The organism is Pontibacter liquoris, from assembly GCF_022758235.1.
Lineage (GTDB): Bacteria > Bacteroidota > Bacteroidia > Cytophagales > Hymenobacteraceae > Pontibacter > Pontibacter liquoris.
Genome location: NZ_JALEBG010000001.1, coordinates 2,240,338 through 2,263,455 on the forward strand (window position 1 = coordinate 2,240,338; position 23,118 = coordinate 2,263,455).

Annotated in this window: 17 protein-coding genes; 8 read left to right on the plus strand and 9 right to left on the minus strand. The window is 51.1% G+C overall.

Annotated elements, in window-relative coordinates:
- Window positions 1-20: 20 nt before the first annotated feature.
- Entirely contained in the window at window positions 21-4,691 is a 4,671-nt protein-coding gene (locus tag LWL52_RS09280; protein WP_242919104.1) for a PAS domain-containing hybrid sensor histidine kinase/response regulator, read from the plus strand.
- Window positions 4,692-4,807: 116 nt separating this feature from the next.
- On the opposite strand, the gene LWL52_RS09285 is transcribed toward LWL52_RS09280, so the two are convergent.
- The 3 genes from LWL52_RS09285 to LWL52_RS09295 form a co-directional block, all read right to left on the minus strand.
- Window positions 4,808-5,233 (minus strand): helix-turn-helix transcriptional regulator, encoded by a 426-nt coding sequence (locus tag LWL52_RS09285; protein WP_242919106.1) that lies wholly within the window; start codon window positions 5,231-5,233, stop codon window positions 4,808-4,810.
- Between the two features lie 598 nt (window positions 5,234-5,831).
- A complete protein-coding gene (locus LWL52_RS09290) occupies window positions 5,832-6,377 on the minus strand; it encodes a plastocyanin/azurin family copper-binding protein (protein WP_242919108.1) in 546 nt (181 codons plus the stop codon).
- 43 nt (window positions 6,378-6,420) lie between these two features.
- Window positions 6,421-8,181 carry a L,D-transpeptidase family protein gene (locus tag LWL52_RS09295; RefSeq protein ID WP_242919110.1) on the minus strand — a complete coding sequence of 587 codons (1,761 nt, stop codon included), beginning with the start codon at window positions 8,179-8,181 and terminating at the stop codon, window positions 6,421-6,423.
- A gap of 410 nt (window positions 8,182-8,591) precedes the next feature.
- Here LWL52_RS09295 and LWL52_RS09300 point away from each other — a divergent pair, with 410 nt between their 5' ends.
- Window positions 8,592-10,394 carry a M1 family metallopeptidase gene (locus LWL52_RS09300; protein ID WP_242919112.1) on the plus strand — a complete coding sequence of 601 codons (1,803 nt, stop codon included), beginning with the start codon at window positions 8,592-8,594 and terminating at the stop codon, window positions 10,392-10,394.
- Window positions 10,395-10,569: 175 nt separating this feature from the next.
- Here LWL52_RS09300 and LWL52_RS09305 read toward each other — a convergent pair whose 3' ends face one another.
- Window positions 10,570-11,061 carry a YciE/YciF ferroxidase family protein gene (locus LWL52_RS09305; protein WP_242919114.1) on the minus strand — a complete coding sequence of 164 codons (492 nt, stop codon included), beginning with the start codon at window positions 11,059-11,061 and terminating at the stop codon, window positions 10,570-10,572.
- 334 nt (window positions 11,062-11,395) lie between these two features.
- On the opposite strand from LWL52_RS09305, the gene LWL52_RS09310 reads away from it, so the two are divergent.
- Window positions 11,396-12,289, plus strand: a complete 894-nt coding sequence (locus LWL52_RS09310; protein ID WP_242919116.1) for a cyanophycinase — start codon at window positions 11,396-11,398, stop codon at window positions 12,287-12,289.
- 15 nt (window positions 12,290-12,304) lie between these two features.
- Here LWL52_RS09310 and LWL52_RS09315 read toward each other — a convergent pair whose 3' ends face one another.
- Window positions 12,305-13,240, minus strand: a complete 936-nt coding sequence (locus LWL52_RS09315; protein ID WP_242919118.1) for an isoaspartyl peptidase/L-asparaginase family protein — start codon at window positions 13,238-13,240, stop codon at window positions 12,305-12,307.
- 179 nt (window positions 13,241-13,419) lie between these two features.
- On the opposite strand from LWL52_RS09315, the gene LWL52_RS09320 reads away from it, so the two are divergent.
- Entirely contained in the window at window positions 13,420-13,797 is a 378-nt protein-coding gene (locus LWL52_RS09320; RefSeq protein WP_242919120.1) for a DUF3127 domain-containing protein, read from the plus strand.
- A 205-nt stretch (window positions 13,798-14,002) separates the two neighbouring features.
- Window positions 14,003-14,623, plus strand: a complete 621-nt coding sequence (locus LWL52_RS09325) for an AlbA family DNA-binding domain-containing protein (protein WP_242919122.1) — start codon at window positions 14,003-14,005, stop codon at window positions 14,621-14,623.
- 115 nt (window positions 14,624-14,738) lie between these two features.
- On the opposite strand, the gene LWL52_RS09330 is transcribed toward LWL52_RS09325, so the two are convergent.
- Window positions 14,739-15,212, minus strand: a complete 474-nt coding sequence (locus LWL52_RS09330; protein ID WP_242919125.1) for a toxin-antitoxin system YwqK family antitoxin — start codon at window positions 15,210-15,212, stop codon at window positions 14,739-14,741.
- A gap of 402 nt (window positions 15,213-15,614) precedes the next feature.
- On the opposite strand from LWL52_RS09330, the gene LWL52_RS09335 reads away from it, so the two are divergent.
- The gene (locus tag LWL52_RS09335; protein WP_437179354.1) at window positions 15,615-16,943 is read left to right on the plus strand and encodes a PhoH family protein; all 1,329 of its coding nucleotides are present in this window, start codon (window positions 15,615-15,617) and stop codon (window positions 16,941-16,943) included.
- A gap of 307 nt (window positions 16,944-17,250) precedes the next feature.
- On the opposite strand, the gene LWL52_RS09340 is transcribed toward LWL52_RS09335, so the two are convergent.
- Together LWL52_RS09340 and LWL52_RS09345 are read right to left on the minus strand one after the other, a co-directional pair.
- Complete coding sequence (locus tag LWL52_RS09340) at window positions 17,251-17,784, minus strand: DinB family protein (RefSeq protein WP_242919129.1); 534 nt, start codon at window positions 17,782-17,784, stop codon at window positions 17,251-17,253.
- Window positions 17,785-17,794: 10 nt separating this feature from the next.
- Window positions 17,795-18,349 carry an SRPBCC family protein gene (locus LWL52_RS09345; protein WP_242919131.1) on the minus strand — a complete coding sequence of 185 codons (555 nt, stop codon included), beginning with the start codon at window positions 18,347-18,349 and terminating at the stop codon, window positions 17,795-17,797.
- A 196-nt stretch (window positions 18,350-18,545) separates the two neighbouring features.
- Here LWL52_RS09345 and LWL52_RS09350 point away from each other — a divergent pair, with 196 nt between their 5' ends.
- On the plus strand, window positions 18,546-18,992 hold the full coding sequence (locus tag LWL52_RS09350) for a YkvA family protein (RefSeq protein WP_242919133.1): 447 nt from the start codon (window positions 18,546-18,548) through the stop codon (window positions 18,990-18,992).
- A 238-nt stretch (window positions 18,993-19,230) separates the two neighbouring features.
- Complete coding sequence (locus LWL52_RS09355; RefSeq protein ID WP_242919135.1) at window positions 19,231-21,519, plus strand: S46 family peptidase; 2,289 nt, start codon at window positions 19,231-19,233, stop codon at window positions 21,517-21,519.
- A gap of 125 nt (window positions 21,520-21,644) precedes the next feature.
- Here LWL52_RS09355 and LWL52_RS09360 read toward each other — a convergent pair whose 3' ends face one another.
- On the minus strand, window positions 21,645-23,111 hold the full coding sequence (locus LWL52_RS09360) for a glutamate synthase subunit beta (protein ID WP_242919137.1): 1,467 nt from the start codon (window positions 23,109-23,111) through the stop codon (window positions 21,645-21,647).
- Window positions 23,112-23,118 lie beyond the last annotated feature (7 nt).

Sequence of the window (23,118 nt, forward strand, 5' to 3'; positions counted from 1 at the left end):
CCGCTGAAATTTCGATTATCATGGATTTAGTACAGGAGGTCGTTCAGCTTCGGCAGCAGCTGGACCAGGAACGTTTGGCACGGCAGGCTGCAGAGCGCCGGGCGGCGGAATATAGCAGCGCAGGGGAAGCAGCACTAACAGCACAACAAACGGCAGCAACCGCTTTTTCCCAGTTATCACCCAACTTTTTACAGGATTCTATTGCGCAGGGCTTCAGCTTTCCTTACGCCATGGCGGTAACGGATGCAGCTGGCCTTGTAATGTTCCTGAATACTCCTTTTCTGCAGGTCTTTCAATTGCCGGAGTCTCCGACGAGCTATGCAGGCCAGCCGCTGCAGTTGCTGGAAAGCACAGCGCTACGGCAACCGTACGTACCCGGCAGAACCTATACTTCTGATGCAGGCGCTTTAGTTTCAGAAATTACGCTGGCTAACGGGAAAATTCTGGCCCGCGATCAGTTTCCGTTTATACTTGCCGGTAACGCCTGCGGCCATACCTGGATTTACCGGGAGATTACTACAAAACGCCGGAACCGTAACCTGCTGGAGCATCTTTCCGAATTTCAGGAAGAGTACCCCAACCCTATCCTTCGGATCGACTACCTGGGCAAGCTATTATACACCAATGTGGCCAGTCAGCACCTGCTCATTACGCTGGGCCAGCGACGACAGGAAAGTTTCTGCCGGCTGCTACGCCGAAAGGTAAGCCAATTACCCGACCAGCAGACTCCTTCCACGCTCGAAACCTTTGTAGCAAACAATTACTACCTGCTTTCCATGGTGCCCTTTCCCGGAAAGGGCTATATCAATATCTACATGACTGATATTACGGGCTGGCGCAAAACCGAACTGGCTTTGCAGGAAAGCCAGCGCTTTATCGGCAACATTGCGCGCACCATCCCGAGCATCACATATATCTATGATATTGAAGATGATAAATGCATCTACATAAACAGCCGCATTAGCGAAGTGCTGGGCTATACCGAGGCTGATATTGCCGCCATGGAAGGCAACTTTCTGAGTGCTGTGGTGGTACGGGAAGAGTTGCAGCACCTCTATAGCCATATTTGCGACATGCTGCAAGCACCAGACAACCAGATGGTAGAAGTAGAATATCGGGTGCAGTGCAAGAATGGCAGCACCCGGCACCTGCTTTGCCGCGAAAGCGTCTTTAAAAGAAAGGCCGACGGTCAGGTAAAGCAAATTATCGGCGCGGCAGATGATGTGACAGCCCTGCGGCAGAAAAGCCAGGAACTGGCGCGGCAGAAGGAGTTTTACGAGAACATCCTGCACCTGATCCCCTCTGACATCGCTGTATTTGACAAGGAACTGCGTTACCGGTATGTAAACCCGGCAGCCATACAGGACCCTGACTTACGCAAATGGATAATCGGCAAAACAGAAGAAGAGTATGGTCGCTATCGGAACCTCCCGCCAGAACGCTCTGCCCATAGAGTCCGGTATTTGCGGCAAGCGCTGGAAGAAAAAAGCTATGTTGAGTATGAAGAATCATTCCTGAGCCGTGATAGCAAAAACCTGCTTCATTTTTTACGAAGGTTAAAACCGGGGCTCGATGCAGCCGGCAACGTCGAGCTGATCATTGGCCACGGGATGAATATAACTGACCTGCGCACGGCACAGGAGGAGATATCACGCAGCGAGGCAAAGAACCGGGCTATTCTGGCCGCTTTACCCGACCTGCTGTTTGTAGTCAGCCGTGACGGTGTTTGCCTAAATCTGAAAAACGCCACCCCGGAACACCCGCTGGTACTTAGATCAGAAGCTATCGGTAGCCCGATTGACCAGCTGCTGCCAGCCCAGTTAGCGGGTCAGATCATGCCCCTAATCCGCAGCGTTTTAATAAAAGGAACACCTGAAGTATTGCATTTCAACCTTACTAATACCAGCAGTTTATACTACTATGAATGTCGCCTGATCAAGTATAGCGAGGATGAGGTGGTTGTGATCATTCGCGACATAACGGAGGAGCACAAAGCGCAGGAGGAAGTACGCGAAAAGAATGAATTCATCCGCCTGGTCATCGAGACAAGTCCCAGCCTGATTTATGTAAAGGACGAAAAGGGGAATTTCATACTTGCCAACCAGGAAGTTGCCAGGCTTTTCAATATGTCTGTGCCAGAATTAATCGGGCTCAATACCGTTGATGTCAGTAACAACAGGCAGGAAGCGGATGCCTTGCTGGCTAGCGATTGGAAAGTAATTAACAGCGGCAAAGAAGTAGAGGTAATTGACAGGTATACCAGGCATAATGGGGAGATAGTCTGGTTTAACACCATCAAAAGGCCGTTGATCACAAGCAATGGGCAGGTACATGTGCTGGGTATCTCGACCGACATTACCGAGCAACGCCAGGCCCGGCAGCGCCTGGAGCAAAGCGAGGAATTGCATCGTCTGCTTTCGGAAAACTCCAGGGACACGATCAGCCTGATCGACCTGGAGGGCAATTATACTTACCTGTCTAAGGCCGCCGAGCAGATGTTCGGGTACGCCACAGAAGAGTTGCTGGCGATGCCCTCTTCCGTGCTCATCCACCCCGAAGACGTAGCTCTTGTGCAACAAAAAGGCTTTCAGCGGGCGTTAAAGGAAGGCAAAAATACGACCGTCGGGCACCGTGCAGTTAAAAAAGACGGAACTGTTATCTGGCTGGAGACAAGTATAAAGCCGCTTCGGGATGCGGACGGTAATATCGTGCAGATCCAGACGGCTGCCCGTGATATTACGCGCCGCCACACGGCTGATATGGCCCTGAAGAACAGTGAAAAGAAATACCGCGACCTGATTAACTATAGCCAAGCCTACATCTGCACGCACGACATGGAGGGCCGCATTATCTCGGTAAACACCTACCTGCAGCAGATGCTCAACTACACGGAAGAGGAGCTGCAGGGTACGTACCTGAAAGATCTTTTCCCGGTAAAGCACCAGCAGAATTTCCCTGAATACCTGGACAGGTTTAAAACGCAAAGCAACGTGGATGGGGTGCTCTCCATTTTAAACAAAGACAAGAACCTGCGCTACCTCTACTTCCGCAACTATAAAGTAGAAGAAGATACCCAAAACCCCTATATCATTGCCCTGGCTCAGGATATTACCGACCGGATGCTGGCCGAGCGCGAACTGTTTAAAGCCAAGGAAGCCGCTGAAGAATCGGCCCGGGTGAAAGAAAATTTCCTGGCTAACATGAGCCACGAGATCCGGACACCCATGAACGGCATCCTGGGCATGACGGGGCTGCTGGACAAAACTGCGCTGACGGATGATCAGAAAAACCTCCTCGACATCATCCGTCAGTCGGCTGACAACCTGCTGGTCATCATCAACGATATCCTGGACATTGCCAAAATAGAATCCGGCAAGCTGGAGTTGGAAGAAATCCCGTTCAACGTTCAAGACACCGTGAAGGCGGCTTTCCAGACCCTGACCTACAAAGCCGAAGAGAAAGGGATTGCTTATACCATGACGCCGCTTGCGCTTGCGCATCCGCTGTTGATAGGCGACCCGTATCGCCTGAACCAGGTGTTATTGAACCTGCTCAACAATGCCATTAAATTTACGGAAAAGGGTAGCGTAACCTTAAGTGTGGCGGTTCAGGAAGAAGACGCACAGCAGCTTACCCTGGTATTTGTGGTAGCTGATACGGGCATCGGTATTCCGAAAGATAAATGGGATTCCATTTTCGAGGGCTTTACCCAGGCTTACTCCAGCACTACTCGCAAGTATGGCGGCACCGGCCTTGGTCTGACCATAAGTAAAAACCTGGTGGAAATGCAAGGTGGCCGCATTTGGGTGGAAGATAACCACGCGCAGGGAAGCATTTTCAAATGCACACTCACCTATCGTAAGTCGGACCTGCAAATGGATGAAAGCCTGCAAAAAGAGGAGATCGATTACAACAGCCTGGGTTGTGTAAAGGTGCTACTGGCCGAAGATAACGAGATCAACATCTTTTTGGCCCAGACTGTTATGGAAAGCTGGGGCTTCCAGGTGACCGTAGCCCGGAATGGCCGTGAGGCAGTAGACCTGGCCCGCGAGCAGCTGTATGACGTGGTGCTGATGGATATTCAGATGCCGGAACTAAGCGGCACCGACGCAGCCCAGCAGATCAGGTTGTTTACGGACAAGGAAAAAGCAGCTGTGCCCATTATTGCGCTCACGGCAAATGCCCTGAAAGGCGATGCTGAAAGGTACCTGAGCGCGGGTATGAACGCCTACCTTTCCAAACCTTTCGAAGAAGATAAACTGTTTCAGAAAATAGCCGCCATACTTCCGGTAAAGCAGCAGCAGCAAATGCCTGTACATCCTGTAGCTGACAGCTTGCCTGCTACACCGGAAGCGCCGCTCTATGACCTGGAACTACTTCATAAAATGAGTCGGGGCAACGAGGCTTTTATACAGAAAGCGACGCAATTGTTTATAGAAACTGTGCCTCAAACGGTGGCAGAGATGCAACAAAAAAGCCTTCGCGAAGACTGGCCGGGTGTGAGTGCAGCTGCCCATAAACTGAAAGCCTCGATTGACACGCTTCGCATCACATCGCTGCGAGAAGTGGTGCGTGACATAGAGCAGGAAGCAAGGGACGGTGAAAACCAGCCAAAAATCCAGGCAAATATTGACCTGGTAGCTGCTGTAATCGGGAAGGTTATTAACTTGTTAAAAGCCGGCCAAAGCTGATCAGGAACGGCGGCTGTTTTCTCACTCTAGAAGCTGTACTCCCGCCAAGGGAGTACAGCTTTTTTATGAACTAGAATACCCGGCATAACTGCGGAAATTTATACGTCTGCGCTCCCTCAGGAAGCATTGTAAATAGAAAAGGTTTTATCGGTATAGAACAGGATGATCTGGGCTACTTCCTTCCCGGGTGGGTTGCTTGGAGGCAACTGATCTGCAGGTTTGCTTTCTTGTATTTTATCAGGAGGGGGCGGTAGCTTCTCCTCCACTTCCAGGCTTTTTACCGTGTTTTCAGGTGCCGACCCAGCGGTTTGTGTGCTTTTGGCTGCTGCTAAGGAAGTTAGCATATCCCCTTCTCCCAATAACAACCAGTTCAGTTGAATGTCGCGGTACGTCTGGATGATCTTGAGCATCACATCCAGACTTGGCTTGTTACGGCCACTCAGTATATGACTGATCACTGCCCGCGGAACCTCTACTTCATCAGCAAACTGGGTGGAGCTCAGGTTTTTGTAGTGCATCACCTGTCGTATTCTCTCGATCATAAGTATAGCCCTTGGTCTTTAACAAATGTAACCGCAGTTCAGCATATCTCCAAACAAGATCCTTTGTGATGCATAAATTTGCTTTACTTATACCTTAAGATCAATACCATTATTTGATTAATTATTAGACACTTGAGTGGGTCATTCCAAAACATAATTACTACTGTTTACAATTGTATATACATTTGTAAACAGTAGTAGAATTGACTTTTCACAGCTGTAAATGCGCGACTTACTTACTGCTTTTTAGAATTTCGTAACTTCTCCTCCCTCCGGATCACCAGTCGCGCTAAACGCTGGCTGCCACAATGACATACCTTTTAGAAGCATTTGTGGATAAGTCGAGTTATCCACAAATGCTTCATCTGCATGCTTTTAGGGTAACTTGTCAAAAGGAAAAGATGGAGGGCGCCCTGCTATTTTAGCATGCCATGCTAGCTGCTTTGAGCATTTTATAGTTGCGGTCAGTGGGTTAGCTCTAATGAGCCACGGGATTATACTTTGGCAGGAATGCCCCGACCTATGGAGCCACCCAGAGAGCAAATAAAAAAGGAACTGCCCGTTAAGGCAGCTCCTTTTCACATAGTAGCAGATACACTTATTTTACTTTAAATACACCATGCATGCGCCGCCAATGTTCCGGATAGGTACAAACAAATTCATAGTTGCCCGGCTTAAGGGGAGCCGTAAACTCTACCTCAACCGTTTGCCCCGGCAGGGCTATAGGCGACGACGCGATGACGGTGGTCGTATCGGGTACATAATTTCCGGAAGCCCCGAGCTGCTCGCCTGCCAGCGCTACCATTTTATACTTGCCGGGAGCCGTAAACACCACATTATGTACCATCGTCATATCTTCGGCTTCGTTAATGAGCTTAAGCTTGATCAGCGCGCCTGCCTTTGCTTCCAACGTGTCCTGATCATAGCGCATCTCTTCCAGGCTGTTTCCGGAAGCAGTAAGGGTTAAATGCACCACAGCCTGCAGGATAGTATCAGCTGCGGCTGCCTCAGGAGCTCCGGCGGCAATGGAGGCGGTATCTTTTTCTGCCTGGCGGATGTTTCCTGTTTCAGTTGTTTCCGTATCCGTGTTACAGCCCGGCAGCAGCATTACAGCCGCGATGCAGAGCATCCAGTATCGTTTCATCTTTATTTCTGTTTTGCCTGTTTAGCAGAACGCTCCGAGGGGCTTATCCAAAGTATTCCTTCGCGAGCTCTTTGTCGTGGCCATAGATGTCGTTGCGGAAGTGCTCCTCGCCATTCTCATCTACCCAAGCCGTGAAGTATACAATGTATACCTGTATCTTCTTAGGCAATGTTACCCAGGTTTCCTCGCCGGTATCGATCGTATCGCGGATGCGCTGCTCATCCCACTCGGGCATATCCTGTAACACATACTTGGCTAGTTCCAGGGGTTTCTCCAGCCGAACGCAACCATGGCTGAAATCACGCTGTGTCTGGCTGAAAAGGGAGCCGGCAGGCGTATCGTGCAGGTATACTGCGTACTGGTTCGGGAACAGGAACTTAAGCGACCCAAGGGAGTTCTTCGGGCCAGGTCGCTGGCGCACCATGTACTCAAAATTCTTCTCCGTTACGTCCGCCCAGTTAATGGAAGAAGGCGAAACCGGTTGCGGCTCTTTTTCCTTAGTCACTATTTCCATGTCCTGCGTATCGAGCCAGTTGATGTTGGAGAGCATATGGGGCTTTATTTCCTTCTCCACAATGCTGTTGGGCACATTCCAGTAAGGCGCGAGCACCACATACTCCATTTTATCACTGAAGATCGGGGTGGAATGCAGGGTCTTACCCACGATCACGCGCATCTCCATTTTCTTCTGGTATTCCCGTTCAGCTTCCGGATCGTTTTGGGGGTCTTCGTATACATAGAGTTTATACTCCGGTATATTAACCCAAATGTATTTCTGATCCAGGCTTTTAGGCACCATGCGTTTCGGGATCCAGCGCCAGCGCTCCATATTGATCACGATCTGCCGGATACGGTCATCCAGGGGCACATTCAGGGCTTTCAAGGTATTTCCGCCTACTACACCGTCCTGGTCCAGGCCGTTCAACATCTGAAAATGCTTTACCTGGGCCACCAGCTTCTCATCGTACGTGCGCAGGTTTTTATCGTTCGTATTCAGGGGCTGACCGGGGTTCAGGCGTTGGCGCAGGGCCAGCACAGCAGCGGCCGTATCGCCTTTTACCAGAGATTTACGGGAAGCCAAGTCAATTTTAGGCCAGCCACCTTTTGCCTGTAGGTCGCGGTATTGCTGCAACTTGTCGCGCAGCCTTCTGTAGCCGGCATGCAGGGCTTCGAACTCGTAGTAGGGATAGGTGCTTTCGCGTTCTTTCAGAATGGTCTGCAGGGCTTTATCCAGCTTGATCTTATTCTTTTTCACATCCCAGCTCACTGTGGTAACATCATCCGGATTTACCCGACCCCGGTAAAAATCGGAAGCGAAGTTGAAGTAGGAAGCCGTAAGGGCCACATCTATTTGCTGCTGTAGTTGCTGCCGGCTCGGGTCATCAGAGGCTTTCGCGTCATACGCTTCCAGCAGCTTGTTAACGTCCACAATTTTATAATTCTTTGGGTCTAAGCCCTCTTTAGAAGCATGATCTATCGCCTGCATCAGTTTCTGCATCTGCGGCACTGGTTTATTCTCCCGGAACCAGGCCAGGCGGTAGTCCCGCGCACGGTAAAAATCGAACATGAGGTCTTCGTGTTCTTTGAACTCAGGTTGTTTCTGTAAGTACTTCTCTACAAACAGGCTATCGGTTTTGACCTGCGGCTGGGTGTTTTTCCCGAACATACCTTTCAGGCCATCTGCTGAGGAATTGTCATCTGTTTTGGTTTTATTGCAACCTGTGGCCAGGCCCAGGCATAAGACAGCAGCAAACGGTAGTATGGCACGCTTTAACAGGACATGCTTTAGATTAGAAGGGCTCATTTTTAAATGTTTAGTATGATTTATCAGTTGCTGGTTCAGGGGCTTACCTTTGAAGGGTTTTAGCACAGGCTTCATCTTGTTTTAATACAACAACAATGCGCACTCACCCTGCTATACAGCTAGTTGCCTTTATGTACTCCTACTTTAGCTAAAATGTTATTCAGCCGCAAGCGTCTTTCCGCTCCTTAGTTCCTGCCGCTTTCACCTGCTACCGCTTACCGGTAAACGGGGGAAAGGCATTTTAAGACCAGCACCGGACCTGCGGCATATTTCTCATCATAGCGAATGTATAACCCTCCCTGTCCTGAAAACTTATAGGCCATGGCCCTCGTTGCTTCAAGGGATAAAAAGTCCTGCGAGCGTATACGCAAGCTGACCGCCACAACACAACCTGACTTAAAGCACAACCTATGAAGATGAGTGAACAAACAACGGGCCATACTGCTACTGACGTACACAGCTACGCCCGGCCGACTGAGGCCGTAGCCCGGCACCTGGACCTGGATATTACCGTCGATTTTGACACCCAAACCCTTCACGGCACGGCTACCTATACTATCGAGAACCTTACCGGCACAGATCACATCATTTTTGACACACGCCAGCTGGCCATCGAAAAAGTGTACGAAGGCTCCGATATGCAGGAGACAACCTTCTCGCTTGGGCTGGAAGACCCTGTGCTAGGCCAGCCGCTGATCATTGCCGTGCAACCTGCCACTACCCGCCTCACCATAAAATACCGCACCTTGCCCGGCGCAGCAGCTGTGCAGTGGCTGCCCCCGCAGCAAACGGCAGGCAAAGTCCTTCCTTTTCTTTTCACGCAGTCGCAGGCCATCCTTGCCCGCACCTGGATTCCGATACAGGACAGCCCCGGCATCCGGATCACATACAATGCGCGCGTAAAAGTACCTCCTGTGCTACTGGCTGTGATGAGTGCGGAGAACCCGCAGGAAAAAAACAACACCGGCGAATACACCTTCCGCATGCAGCAACCCATTCCCTCTTACCTGATGGCCCTGGCTGTGGGCGACCTGCAGTTCCGCTCCCTGGGGCCAAAGACGGGAATTTACGCTGAGCCTGCTACCCTGGATGCTGCTGCGTATGAATTTGCAGAAATGAGCCAGATGCTGACGGCGGCTGAAAAAATATATGGCACGTACCGTTGGGATCGCTATGATTTGCTGGTGTTGCCTCCTGCGTTCCCATTCGGAGGGATGGAAAACCCGCGCCTGACGTTTGTTACGCCTACCGTGCTGGCCTCCGACCGCTCCCTCACCAGCCTGATAGCGCATGAGTTGGCCCATAGCTGGAGCGGCAACCTGGTAACCAATGGCACCTGGAACGATTTCTGGCTCAACGAAGGCTTTACCGTATACTTTGAGCGCCGCATTATGGAGGAACTTTATGGCAAGGACTACGCCGATATGCTGGAAGTACTGGGCTACCAGGATCTGCAGCACACGATACAGGAACTTGGCCCCGCCAGCGAGGACACCTGCCTGAAACTCGATCTGGTAGGACGCGACCCGGACGAGGGACTAACTGAAATTGCTTATGAAAAAGGAAACTTCTTTCTTCTTCATATCGAGCAGGCGGTTGGCCGGGAGCAGTTTGATGCCTTTGTAAACAAATACTTCAACACATTTGCCTTCCAAAGCACCACAACTGATCTATTCCTGAATTTCCTGGAGAAAGAACTGATCAAATGGGATAAAGAGCTGGCCACCCAAATCAATGTTGACGGGTGGATTTTTTCGCCGGGCTTACCGGCTGATGTTATAAAACCTACTTCCAGCCGCTTTGCAAGCGTAGAAAAAACGTTCAGGGAGTGGAACGCCGGCAAACCCGCTTCGCAGCTGAACACCGGCTCCTGGTCGAGCCACGAGTGGCTGCATTTCCTGCGGATGTTACCAGACACCATGTCGCCGCAGCAAATGGCCGAACTGGACGCTGCTTTCCAGTTTACCAGCTCCAAAAATTCAGAAGTGCTTGCTGCCTGGCTCCTGCATGCCATCCATAACAAGTATACTTCAGCGCAGGAGGCCCTGGAAACCTTCCTGGTCAACGTGGGGCGGCGCAAGTTCCTGGTACCGATCTACAAGGCGCTGCTCGCCACGCCCGAAGGCAAGGAAAGAGCGCTGGCTATTTATGCCCAGGCCAGGCCCCATTATCATGCTGTAGCCTCTGTTACGCTGGATGAACTGGTAAAATAGACGTACCAAGCTGCGATAGGTAAAGCCTAGAAAGAAACAAGAGCCGGCGCTTAGTTGGATGAACGAAGCGCCGGCTCTTGTTTTATAAAAACGAAAAACTCTGTCACCTTCATACCTGCTGGTGAGAGCCAGGCGAAAGTACAGAGTTTTTTCCGTATGTCGTTTAAGCCTTTTACTACCTTTCGGCTCTGATGTTTATTGTCTCTTCTGCAATCATGGTCAGGCGCTGGTCGGTTGCTTTTTCTTCATCCAACGTCATCAGCAACTGGTTCATCACGTCTGTCATATTCAACTGCTTGGCATACGTACAAACCGTGCCATAGGCTGCAATCTCATAGTGCTCTACCCGCTGGGCGCAGCCAATAAGGGCCGCATCCATCACACTTTTATCTGCTCGTTCGCTCATCATCGACTCGCATTCCTTTATGATGCCCTCCATGGCTTTGCAGTGTTCCGATTGGGCTTTCATACCCAGCATGTCGAACACATTGTCCAGGCGCTCGATCTGCATTTTGGTTACCTGCAGGTGATCCTGGAAAGCAGCCCGTAATTTTTCGGAAGAACAGGCTTCCATCATTTTAGGTAATGCTTTGGTGATCTGATGCTCGGCACTGTAAATATCTTTGAGCTCGTGGATCATGAGGTCTTTTAAATTATTAAGTTTCATAGCTTGGAAAGGTTACGTGTATACTTTAACATCTGTCTGTGGACTTTCTATACGGCCGCTATCAAAAGGGGTTAGGCAAAATATTATTCTTTTCATACCAATAGCGTAATTTTACACCCAAACACATGCTGTATATAATATTATACATATACATGATATTAATAGCGCTATATTTGCCCGGCAGCCACCGAACAGGGCCAGCTGACAGAACATTCTTGAAACGATTTCTGCCAAAACAGGTAATTTAAGGAGGTCTGCTCTTGCAGGTATACTGCAAGGAACTGGCACCTGCTTTGCAGCAGCATCTAAACCATACATCAAAACAAGAGATTACGTGAATACACCCAAAGGAAAACTAATAGCAGTAGGCGGAAATGAAGACAAAGGCACATACCCTAATCCGGTATCGCGAAAAAAATATTACCTTGATTTTTTCGAGCTGGGCATCCTTAAACGTTTCCTCAAAGAGATACCAGCTAAAAACCCTCGTATAGAAGTGATTACAACAGCCTCGATGATCCCGGAAGAGGTAGGTGAACGCTACTGCAGCGCCTTTGGCATTTTGGGTGTTGATACGGTTAATCTCATGCACATCCGCGAGGAAGCCGATGCTTTAAATCCGGAATACCTGGCGCGCATCCGAAAGGCCGATGGCATCATGTTTAGTGGCGGCGACCAGTCCCGTATTACGCGTATGTTTCTGAACACCGAAATGCTCGACATTCTGAAGCAGCGTTACCAGAACGAGAACTTTGTGATTGCCGGCACCAGTGCAGGCGCAATGGCCATGTCGAAGATCATGATAAAGGGCGGCAATGCGAAGGAGTCACTGCTGCGGGGTTCAGTCAAATTCGGGCATGGGCTCGATCTGATCAGCAGTGTGCTCATTGACACGCACTTTGTGGCGCGCGGGCGTTTCGGGCGCTTACTCGAATCGGTGGCCACGCACCCGAAAACGATCGGCATCGGACTGGGCGAAGACACCGGCGTGCTGATCACTGACGGGCACCTGCTCGAAACTATTGGCTCAAACTTGGTGGTGATTGCCGACGGGCACAACATGGGCTATACCAATGCCACGGAAGTAGACAAAGGCCATCCGATTGCCATTGAGAACATGTTGATGCATGTAATGGCGAAAGGCAACATTTACGATATCGAAAACCGCCTGTTCTTTAAAGACATCGAAACCTATACCCTGGCGCGCATCCAGCAGGAAGCGGAGTAACGCCCGTTTCCGTGCTTACATCTCTTTATAGATGCCAACCTGGGCAGCGTCATTATTTTTTTTGAAGGCCCTGTACATCCCCTCGGTATTAAAAGGCAGGGCAATGTCGCCGGCCGCCGAGACGGCGATCAGGCCTCCTTCGCCGCCAAGTTTTACCAGTTTCTGCATCACCACCTCGTCGCAGGCCTGTTGCAAAGTATAGCCTTTGTAGGCCATCAGGCACGACACGTCGTGAGCTACCACCGCGCGCATAAAGAACTCGCCATGGCCGGTGCATGAGATGGCGCAGGTCGCGTTATTGGCATAGGTGCCCGCCCCGATCAGTGGCGAATCGCCGATGCGGTTGTAGTTCTTGTTGGTCATCCCGCCCGTGGAGGTGGCAGCAGCAATATCCCCGTTCATATCAACAGCTACCGCACCAACGGTACCGAATTTTTCATCAATCTTTTTCGTATGGTCCAGCAGAAAAATGTTGGAATCGCGCACCTCCGCCCATTGCTTGTAGCGAAATGAGTTGAAAAAGTATTCTTCCGATTCGAAGGCCAGCTGGTAGGTACGCGCAAACTCTTCGGCGCCATAGCCACTGAGCAGCACATGGTCCGAATGTTCCAGCACAGTACGGGCTAGTTTAATCGGGTTGCGGATGCTTCTGACACCGGCTACGGCGCCGGCTTCGAGTGTTTTGCCGCACATTATGGCCGCATCCATCTCATGTTTGCCTTCTTTTGTAAAAACGGCTCCTTTGCCGGCGTTAAACAGCGGCGAGTCTTCCAGGTTGGTCACGGCATGTTCCACTGCTTCCAGGGCCGTGCCGCCTCCGGCCAGCACCTGGTGGCCGGCTTCCACGGCTTCCTTTAAAGCGGCCCGGTACGCTTTGTCCTGGGCGGCTGTCAGGGTGGCTTCTGTTATGGTTCCGGCTCCGCCATGTATGGCAATGGCTATGTTTCTCATAGGGTATAAGGCTTACAGTTTTAATTCAGCTAGGCTGTACGTAGGCACAGCTTTAGCCGTTAAAAGAACAGAAAATATCCGGCATTTTTATACTTTATCGCTTCCAAAACAAGGCCGGTTTTGCTGAAAATTCGTTATCTTTGTTCTTATTAAAATAACCTCTTTTTATTTGATTGATTATGTCGTTTGATATCCAAGGAAAACTGTACGAAGCTTTTGATGAGCAACAGGTAAGTGACAAGTTTAAAAAGCGCGAGTTTGTGCTGGAAATACCCGATGGTTCGTACACACAATACGTGAAGTTTCAGCTGACACAGGACAAGTGCAGCCTGCTGGATGCCTTTAAAAGTGGCGATGAAATAAAAGTAACCTTCAACCTGACAGGGAAGCCTTTTACAAAGAACGGCACGACTATGTACTTCACCAACCTGCAGGCCTGGCGCGTGGAACCGGCGGCAGCAGGCGGTGGCAACTTTGGCGGTCCGTCAGGAGCTCCTGCCCAGAACGACGCTCCTACGTTTTATAGCAGCGACGCCGATAACGACCTCCCTTTCTAAGCCATTAGCCAGAATTGACATACCAAAGAAGCGGGCCCTACGGTTCGCTTCTTTTATTTTAAGCTCAAACAAGCGCCTTGGCTGCAAACTGTTTCCGGCAAAGCAGAACCTTTTATACTTTCTATCGAAAAAAGAAAGAAGCCTGCTGGCTATTCAGGGAGGCACCCGTATCACGACCTCCTGAACCCGCTGGCTCCTTTATACTATGGAAGAACTGGAACGCCTGATCCTACAAGGCGAAAACGACACCCTGGACTTTAAACAACGGGTTACCCAGCCCGAAAAGATAGCCCGCACCCTGGTTTCCTTTGCCAATACCCGCGGCGGCCGCATCCTGATCGGGGTAAAAGACAACGGCACCATATCAGGCATTGATCCGGAGGAGGAAAAACATACCCTGCAACAGGCTGCCGACTTTTACTGCGACCCGCCGGTGCTGGTACATTACGAGGAAATCGAGATCGATGACCGGATGGTGCTGGTGGTACTAGTGCCCGAGAGCTCCCAGAAACCGCATTATGCAAAAGTAAAAGAAGACGACTGGCGGGGCTATGTGCGCGTGCAGGACACAAGTGTGCAAACAAGCAAAATGGTGAACAAAGTCCTGCGGGAAGAAGCACCGGCTTTCGAGCAAATTCCGCTGGACCGCCACGAGCTGGCCGTGCTGGACTACCTCCGCCTAAGCCCGCGCATTACGCTGCGGCAGTTTATGAAGCTGGCAAACCTGGGCGAACGGCGAGCTTACCGCATCCTGGTAAAGCTGGTCATCCACGGCTACCTGCGCCTCCACGACAAAGAAGTGGAAGAATATTATACCCTGAGCTAAGTATAAATTACTCCATAACGCACTGATATACTACTGCTAAGCAGCTTACACCTGGAGGCTTTCTTATACTTAGCATCTCTACTATACTCCCACTTCAAGCTAAGGTGGTAGGTTTCTATTCTCCGGGGCTTTCCGCTTTTCGCCTGATCAGATGGCCGTTTTCATAGAGCTCGGTATGCGTGTAGTTACCCTGTTTGTCATATACCTGCCAGGGTCCAGTCCAGTAATAATGATCCATGGTAGTGGTGCTCACCTGCACGGCTTTGCCTGTGCGGGCCAGTTTGCCGTTTTCGTGGTACCTGCTTACGGCCACTTCGGGGCTGTGCCGGCTATACTTCTCTATCATGTACAGTGTACCGTCGGGGTAATAATACTTCCAGGTTCCTACTTCGCGTCCATGCCGGAAGCGCCCGTTCCGGATCACGACCTGCTCCTTCCCTTCTCCCAGGTATAATTTCCAGCGGCCCGTATACCTGCCCGCTTTATCGGTGCGGTTTACCTGGAAAGGCCAAATCCTGTGTTTCCCGGGTTGGGCTGTACCTAAAAGCGGGAGCAGCAGTAACAGGCAGCACAAAAGAAAATGCTTCATGGTAATATGCTTTTAGAGATCTGCGGCCGGCTGGGCTGCCGGTAGCGACTTACAAAAGTATTACTATATAACTAAACATTTAGTTACAAAACAACACCCTTCTAACTAATTGTCTTTCAAGCGCATACTTTTGAATAGGCGATTACTGAAATATGAACTGTGTTAAACCTCGAAAAATGGCCGGCACTGGGATAGCCGCGCAAAAAAATATCCCGTAAAAAGCTCTAATTGCAAGAGGCTAAACCACCGGCCACGGCAGGAGACTACCTGTACACACCGTATCACCTATAGCCATACCGTATGCTCAAACCCAGCAAAACACCAGCGGCATCTTCCCAGATCAAAACCAAACCAACACCCGCCTCCAAGGCAAAAAAAAGCAAACCAACCCCCGACGCCCTTGTGCCGAATCCCAAAGCCATTAAGGTTTTTGTATTGGATACCTCCGTTATACTATATGACCACAGCGCGATCCAGAACTTTCAGGAGCATGATGTGGCCATTCCGATCACGGTGCTCGAGGAGTTGGATAACTTTAAAAAGGGCAACGACATTAAGAACTTTGAAGCGCGGGAGTTTATCCGCTTCATCGACAAGCTTTCTGCCGAGCACAAGCTGCAGGAGTGGCTGCCGCTCAATGGCAAGAACAAAGGCAAGTTCAAGGTGCTGATGCATACCCCTTCCGCGCTGGATGCCGTGGAGATCTTCGGCGACAAGAACGACCACCACATTCTGAACTCCGCCCTGCAAATGCAACGCGAGCGGCCCGACAACAAAGTAGTGCTGGTAACCAAGGACATTAACCTGCGCCTGAAAGCCCGTGCCTTAAACCTGGTGTCGGAAGATTATGAAACAGGCAAGATCCAGGATGTGGCTGGGCTGTATACCGGCAACGACACGCTGGAAGAGGTACCGGCAGAGCTCGTGAATGACTTATATGAGAAAGGTCATTGCGAACCGGGAAAAGTGTTGGAAGCCGTTCCGAAGGACAACCATTACTTCGTGCTTAAGAGCTTTAAAAGTTCAGTACTAGCCTATTATAATTCGGCGGAGCAATTGCTGGAGCGGGTAGATAAAATCACCGCTTTCGGCGTTAAACCCCGCAATGCCGAGCAGGCCTTTGCGCTGCATGCACTCACCAACCCCAGCATTAAACTGGTATCAATTCAAGGAGTGGCGGGCACGGGCAAAACGCTACTGGCCCTGGCCAGCGCCCTGGAGCAGCGCCGGGAGTATAAGCAGATCTACCTGGCCAGGCCTGTGGTGCCCCTGAGCAATAAAGATATCGGTTATCTGCCCGGCGATATTAAATCGAAGCTGAACCCTTACATGGAGCCGCTTTGGGATAACCTGAAGTATATACAGAACCAGTTTGCCGAAAGCAGCAAGGAATTCCAGAAGATCCGGGACATGGTGGACCTGGAAAAGCTGGTCATCACGCCGCTGGCCTACATCCGGGGCCGCAGTTTATCGAACATCATCTTTATTGTGGACGAGGCCCAGAACCTAACGCCGCATGAAGTGAAGACGATTATTTCGCGTGCCGGCGAAAATACCAAGATCATCTTTACCGGCGACATTTACCAGATCGACACCCCCTACCTCGATTCGCAAAGCAACGGCCTTTCTTACCTGATCGACCGGGCAAAGAACCACCCGCTCTATGCACACATCACGCTGCTGAAAGGGGAACGCTCCGAACTGGCAAACCTGGCAAACGAACTACTGTAACCTAAAATTAAAATGTAAAAAGCCTCTGCAAGTATAAGTTTATACTTACAGAGGCTTTTTGCATGTCGTCAGGACATTATACAAACGATCGGCTATGCTTTTAGAAGTATAGTGCTGATTTGCTGCCACGCATAGGTATGAAAAGCGCCTGACGGAGGTATTACTGTAAAAAGAGGAAGCTGGTTTATGCGATTAATGGGATACTAGAAATTCAGCTCAGGTATGTATAAGCATCCCGAAGAAACCTTTTAGTTACACCCTTAATTGGCCGGCTATACTTAGGTGCTTATACTTGTGCTGCTATACTTTAGTCTTTGCGCTTAAGGTAGCGGGTTTGCAGTATGTTGATATGATGCATTTCGTGTGCCGCCAGCACATGGATGATCACGCGTACAGACATGCGGTTGCCATTGCAGATACCGGTCTGATCCAGCATCTCGGTGGTGAAGCTCCTGAAGAGTAGCAGATTTGCCCGGCGCACCTGTTCATACTCCTCCAGTATGTTGGGCAGCAGCCTGATGTTGGCAAGGGAGTTATAGGCGTACATGTTCTCGTCAAAACCGGGAAGTTCCTGCCGCTCGCCCCGGGCAATGCACAGAGCCCGGTAACTGAAGATGCGCTCGGCATCGATCAGGTGCTGCAGCAGCTCTTTCATCGTCCATTTACCGGGGGCATAACTTTCTTCTGCCCGCGTATCAGAGATGTTGCTAAACATGTGGCGCAGGTCGGTGCTATGTTTTTCCAGCAGGTATAACACATCGCCTTCGGGCAACAGGCTCATGTAAGGCTGGTATACTTCCGGAAACTCATCGGCGGCAGGTCGGATAATGGAGGTCGGCATAGCTGTTTTTTTATCTGGCTGCTCTTCTCTTACTGTTATCCTGCAGTAAGGTTTTTAGTCCTGCCAGCCCCTGCTCCACCTCCTGCTGCTTTTTATAGGTGTGGTATAGCCCTTTGTAGCGATCGAGCGGGTTGGTGCCTATCGCCGAGGTCTGGCGCCAGGTCAGCGCTGTGCCTTCTTTGGTGGGCTCAAGGTTAAACTCCCCGAACACGCTGTCCGGCATGCCCGATTCGCTCTGCACATAAGCCAGGGTGCTCGGGCTGGTGCTTTCGGTCAGCTGCAGTTTGCCTTCTCCCGATTTATCGCCACTCCATTGCATGCGCGCGCCCACTCCTGCCATAGGGCCTCCATAAAGGTAGATGATGGTGGGGTCTGCTGCTTTGTTCAGACTGCTCCACTTGGGCCATTCCATGGGGTTGTTCAGGTAGGGGTATACCTGCTCGGGGCTCACCCCCAGCTCCACCCGGTGCTCGACCAGCATCTGGGCCGGCAACCGGTACGAAACGCCATATAGGGCTGCCGCTATTACAGGAAGCGGCAAAACCAGTTTCCAAATCAGCTTCATAGGAACCGGTAAAAAGTAATTGTTAGGACAGAACGTTTGGCTGTTAAAGTACACTAATTTACACGATGATTTGGGTAGGAATCAAGTGCCGCTCCATAAATATTTTTACCTTACTCCCCCTTGCAAACAAAACACGCCAGACGCGTAAAGCCTTTTGGGCCCTTGCGCCGTATGATGCTCTAAAGAGACAACTGTTATGCTAAACGACTGGATTCAAAAAGGACTTGTCTACTCACAAAACCCGGCTTTCCGGAAGTATATGGGCAAAGCCAGCGGGCTGCTGGCCAAACCAGTAAAGCTGGGCATCCTGCTCACCACGGCCTATGGCAAACTGGTGGACAGCAACAGCCCCAAAGGCAGCTTTGAACAGATAAAGGAGATCATGCAGACGTTCATACGCCTGGTGCGCGCCTATGTGAGCGGCGATTACCGCCATGTAGCTAAAAAATCGATTCTGATCGGGGTAGCCGTCCTGTTATACCTGGTTACGCCCTTAGACATTATCCCGGACTTTATACCGGGCATTGGCCTGCTCGATGACCTGAGTCTGATGGCCTGGTTTGTTACCTCCTTTCAGAGAGAGATCGAAAACTTCCGGGCCTGGGAAGCCGACACGAGCTACGCCCACATCGGCTCATTCTGATTCAAGGATTTCCTGGCCGCTGCGGTGGCTTCTATTACTGCATCAGAAGGGCAGCCCCTGGTTAGGGGCTGCCCTTCTGTTATTTATACTTCCCTGGTCTACTGAACTAGCTACCAATTCCATCCGAAAAAAGCAGCCGGTTAGCAAATTTCAGGTATTCCTTGCCCCATTCTCCCCTTTGGCCCTGATTTTTGCTTAATTTTGTTAGATACAATTATTTCTCACAAGTTAACTGATCATGATCCGTAAACATTTAATAGCCCTCTTTGCCGCTACCTGCCTGAGCCTGAGCTCTACCGTAGCGCGCCCGGATGAGGGAATGTGGCTGCCGATGCTCTTAAAGCAGCTCAACGAATCGGAGATGCAGAAAAAAGGCATGCGCCTTACTGCAGACGATATCTATAGTGTAAACCAGTCCAGCCTAAAAGATGCCATTGTGTCTTTTGGCGGCTTTTGTACCGGAGAGATGATCTCCTCCGAAGGCTTGCTGCTTACCAACCACCACTGCGGCTATGGCTCCGTGCAGGAACACAGCTCGGTGGAACACGACTACCTAACCAATGGCTTCTGGGCCATGGACAAGGCGCAGGAACTTCCGAACCCGGGGCTTACCGCCACGTTCATCGTGCGGATGGAAGACGTGACCAAGCAGCTACTGGCCGGCACTGCCAACGCGAAAACCGAAGCGGAACGCGAAGCCATTGTGCAGCGCAACATGGCTCAGGTGCGTAAGGCAGCCACGGCCGGCACACACTATGAGGCCGTGATCAAACCCTACTACTATGGCAACGAATACTACATGTATATCACTGAAACGTTTAAGGACGTGCGCCTGGTGGGAGCGCCACCATCTTCTATCGGTAAGTTCGGGGGCGATACTGACAACTGGATGTGGCCGCGCCACACCGGTGACTTCTCGCTCTTCCGGGTATATGCCGGCCCTGACAATGCACCTGCCGAGTATTCACCCTCGAACAAGCCTTACAAGCCCCGCCACCACCTGCCTATCTCGCTGAGCGGCATCAAAGAAGGTGACTTTACGCTGATCTTCGGTTTCCCGGGACGCACCAACGAGTACCTTACCTCCCAGGCCGTAAAGGAGATCTACGAGGTATCGAACCCGGCCAAGATCAAGATACGCGAAACAAAGCTCAACATCCTGGACAAGGACATGAAAGCTTCTGACGCTATCCGCATCCAGTATGCAGCCAAGTATGCTAGCATCGCCAACTACTGGAAAAAGTGGATCGGCGAAAACCGCGGCATTAAAAAAGCTAAGGCCATTGCCACCAAGCAGCAACTGGAAGAGCAGTTTGCCCGCTGGATAGCAGCCGATCCGGCGCGTCAGCAGCCGTATGGCAGCCTGCTAGCCGACTTTGCCAAAAATTATAATGCCCTGAACGGCATCACGATCTCCCGCGACTATTATACTGAAGCGGCCAATGGCATCGAGCTACTTAAGTTTGCCAACACGTTTATCGGCCTGCAGGAACTGCTGGAGGCAAAAGCCCCGCAACAGGACATTAACGCCATGGCCGACAAACTGGAGAAAAGCGCCCCTGCTTTCTACAAGGATTACAGCGCCCCAACTGACCAGAAAGTATTTGCCGCCTTGCTGGACCTCTACTACACCGGGCTGGACAAGCAATGGCATCCTGCTGCATTGGACGCCGCTCACGACACCTACAAAGGCGACTTTGGCAAGTATGCCGCAGCTGTTTACAGTAAATCGCTGTTTACCTCCGAAGCGGGCGTTAAAAAAGCGCTGTCAGCGATAAGAGCCGGCAAAAAGGATGTGCTTGCAAAAGACCCGGCCTACCAGCTGTCCAGCAACATTACAACCCATTACCGTAACAGTGTGCTGCCAACCTACAACCAGGTGAACGAGAACCTGAACCTACTTTACCGCACGTATATGGCAGGCCTGCGGGAGATGCAAAAGGACAAAACCTTTTACCCGGATGCAAACTCTACCCTGCGCGTAGCTTACGGACTGGTAGAACCTTTTGAACCGGTGGATGGCGTGCAGTATAAATATTACACTACGCTGGAAGGTATTATCGAGAAAGCAGAAACAGGGGCAGCCGAAGATTACGCCATCCCGGCTAAGCTGAAAGAGCTATACCTCAAAAAGGACTATGGCCCTTATGGCGTGAATGGCCAAATGCCGGTAGCCTTCATTGCATCTAACCATACAACCGGTGGCAACTCTGGCTCTCCGGTGATCAATGCCAACGGGCAGCTGATCGGCACGAACTTCGACCGCAACTGGGAAGGCACTATGAGCGATATCGTGTATAACCCCGACCAGGTTCGTAACATTGCCGTTGATGCGCGGTACATGCTCTTTATCGTTGACAAGTTTGCTGGCGCCGGGCACCTGGTGAAAGAAATGACCTTGATAACCGACGACACCTCGGGCCTGCCGCAGGTAGATGCCCGCCGTGAAGGGGAGAAAAAAGCACCTGCCAAAAAGAAAAAGCAGAAAGCTAAGAAAAAGAACAAAGCAGTGGCTGAAGTACAATAAGTGAGCCCTATACTTTGCCGTATCTTAAAACAGAATGCCCCGCCTGCTATACAGGCGGGGCATTCTGTTTTAAGTATGGCCAGTTGAAAAGATATGTTGCTAAGAAAGGCACAGCAGCGCTGCCATTATGCCATCAGATCTAGTACCGACAAATTTTTAGAAGGCAACGAGGACGTTCCCATCAGGTATTCGTCTACGGCGCGGGCCGCTTCTCTCCCTTCTGAGATGGCCCATACAACCAGCGATTGCCCGCGGTGCGCGTCTCCTGCCGTAAAGACCTTGGCTACATTGGTCTGAAAGCGTTGATCGGCCTCTATGCTGCCGTTAGGATCAAAGGCTATTCCCAACTGCGTCAGCAATCCTTTGGGTTGCGGCGCGGCAAAACCAATGGCGATCAGGGCCAGGTCGCAGGGCAGTTCGCGCTCGGTACCTTCTATTTCTTCGTAAATGGTTCCTTCCGCTCCTTCCAGGCAGCGCAGATCCGCCACCAGCAACCCTTTGACATGCCCCTTCTCATCCCCCACAAACGCTTTGGTCAGCAGGGCCCAGGAACGGGTGCAGCCTTCTTCGTGCGAGCTGGAGGTTTGCATGATCAGGGGGGCTTGTGGCCAGGGATTGTTGTCGGGGCGTTGCTGCGGGGGCTCATACATACGGGCGATCTGCGTCACGGAAGCTGCTTGCTGCCTGTTCGCTGTCCCCACGCAATCGGAACCCGTATCGCCGCTGCCTACCACCACCACATGCTTGCCGGTGGCAAGTATGGCTTCCTGCTGCACTTCCAGGCCCCGCACGCGACGGTTTTGCTGTACCAGGTAATCCATGGCATAGTGGATACCCTGCAGATCATGGCCTTTCAACGGCAGCGCTTTGGGCACCTCGGCTCCACAGCAAAGCACCACGGCATCAAAGCTGGCCAGCAGCGCTTCAGCCGTTATCGTAATGCCCACCTCTACGTTGGTCTTAAACGTAATACCTTCCGCTTCCAGCAACTGCACTCTGCGCTCGATCACCCATTTTTCCAGCTTAAAGTCAGGTATGCCGTAGGCCAGCAAGCCGCCAATCACATCCTGCTTCTCAAAAACCGTTACCCAGTGCCCCGCCAGGTTCAATTGCGTGGCAGCAGCCAGGCCTGCCGGCCCCGAACCAACCACTGCTACCTGCTTACCGGTGCGCACAAGAGGCTGCTGGGGTTTGATCAGGCCTAACTCGAACGCTTTTTCGGCAATCGTCTTCTCAATAAACTCAATGGCCACCGGCGCTTTGTTTATACTTAGCACACAGGACGACTCGCATGGTGCCGGGCAGATGCGCCCGGTAAACTCCGGAAAGTTGTTGGTGCTGCTCAGTATTTCAAAGGCCTGCGCCCAGTTGTTTTTGTAAACGGCATCGTTAAAGTCTGGAATTTTATTTCCGAGCGGGCAGCCGCTGTGGCAGAAAGGCACACCACAATCCATGCAGCGGGTGGCTTGCTGGGTAGCCAGCTCGTAGCCCGACTCCAGGTATATCTCCTTAAAATCACGGATGCGCTCTTCCGGCTCTCGGACAGGCGGCAACGTTCTATCCAGCTCTATAAATCCTCTTTCTTTTCCCATGGTTGGT

Coding starts and splice junctions, on each gene's coding strand:
- LWL52_RS09340 (WP_242919129.1), bottom strand. CDS start 17,784: ATGCCGACCTCCATTATCCGACCTGCCGCCGATGAGTTTCCGGAAGTA.
- LWL52_RS09295 (WP_242919110.1), bottom strand. CDS start 8,181: ATGAGCCCTTCTAATCTAAAGCATGTCCTGTTAAAGCGTGCCATACTA.
- LWL52_RS09300 (WP_242919112.1), top strand. CDS start 8,592: ATGAAGATGAGTGAACAAACAACGGGCCATACTGCTACTGACGTACAC.
- LWL52_RS09285 (WP_242919106.1), bottom strand. CDS start 5,233: ATGATCGAGAGAATACGACAGGTGATGCACTACAAAAACCTGAGCTCC.
- LWL52_RS09290 (WP_242919108.1), bottom strand. CDS start 6,377: ATGAAACGATACTGGATGCTCTGCATCGCGGCTGTAATGCTGCTGCCG.
- LWL52_RS09305 (WP_242919114.1), bottom strand. CDS start 11,061: ATGAAACTTAATAATTTAAAAGACCTCATGATCCACGAGCTCAAAGAT.
- LWL52_RS09320 (WP_242919120.1), top strand. CDS start 13,420: ATGTCGTTTGATATCCAAGGAAAACTGTACGAAGCTTTTGATGAGCAA.
- LWL52_RS09355 (WP_242919135.1), top strand. CDS start 19,231: ATGATCCGTAAACATTTAATAGCCCTCTTTGCCGCTACCTGCCTGAGC.
- LWL52_RS09315 (WP_242919118.1), bottom strand. CDS start 13,240: ATGAGAAACATAGCCATTGCCATACATGGCGGAGCCGGAACCATAACA.
- LWL52_RS09325 (WP_242919122.1), top strand. CDS start 14,003: ATGGAAGAACTGGAACGCCTGATCCTACAAGGCGAAAACGACACCCTG.
- LWL52_RS09280 (WP_242919104.1), top strand. CDS start 21: ATGGATTTAGTACAGGAGGTCGTTCAGCTTCGGCAGCAGCTGGACCAG.
- LWL52_RS09350 (WP_242919133.1), top strand. CDS start 18,546: ATGCTAAACGACTGGATTCAAAAAGGACTTGTCTACTCACAAAACCCG.
- LWL52_RS09345 (WP_242919131.1), bottom strand. CDS start 18,349: ATGAAGCTGATTTGGAAACTGGTTTTGCCGCTTCCTGTAATAGCGGCA.
- LWL52_RS09360 (WP_242919137.1), bottom strand. CDS start 23,111: ATGGGAAAAGAAAGAGGATTTATAGAGCTGGATAGAACGTTGCCGCCT.
- LWL52_RS09330 (WP_242919125.1), bottom strand. CDS start 15,212: ATGAAGCATTTTCTTTTGTGCTGCCTGTTACTGCTGCTCCCGCTTTTA.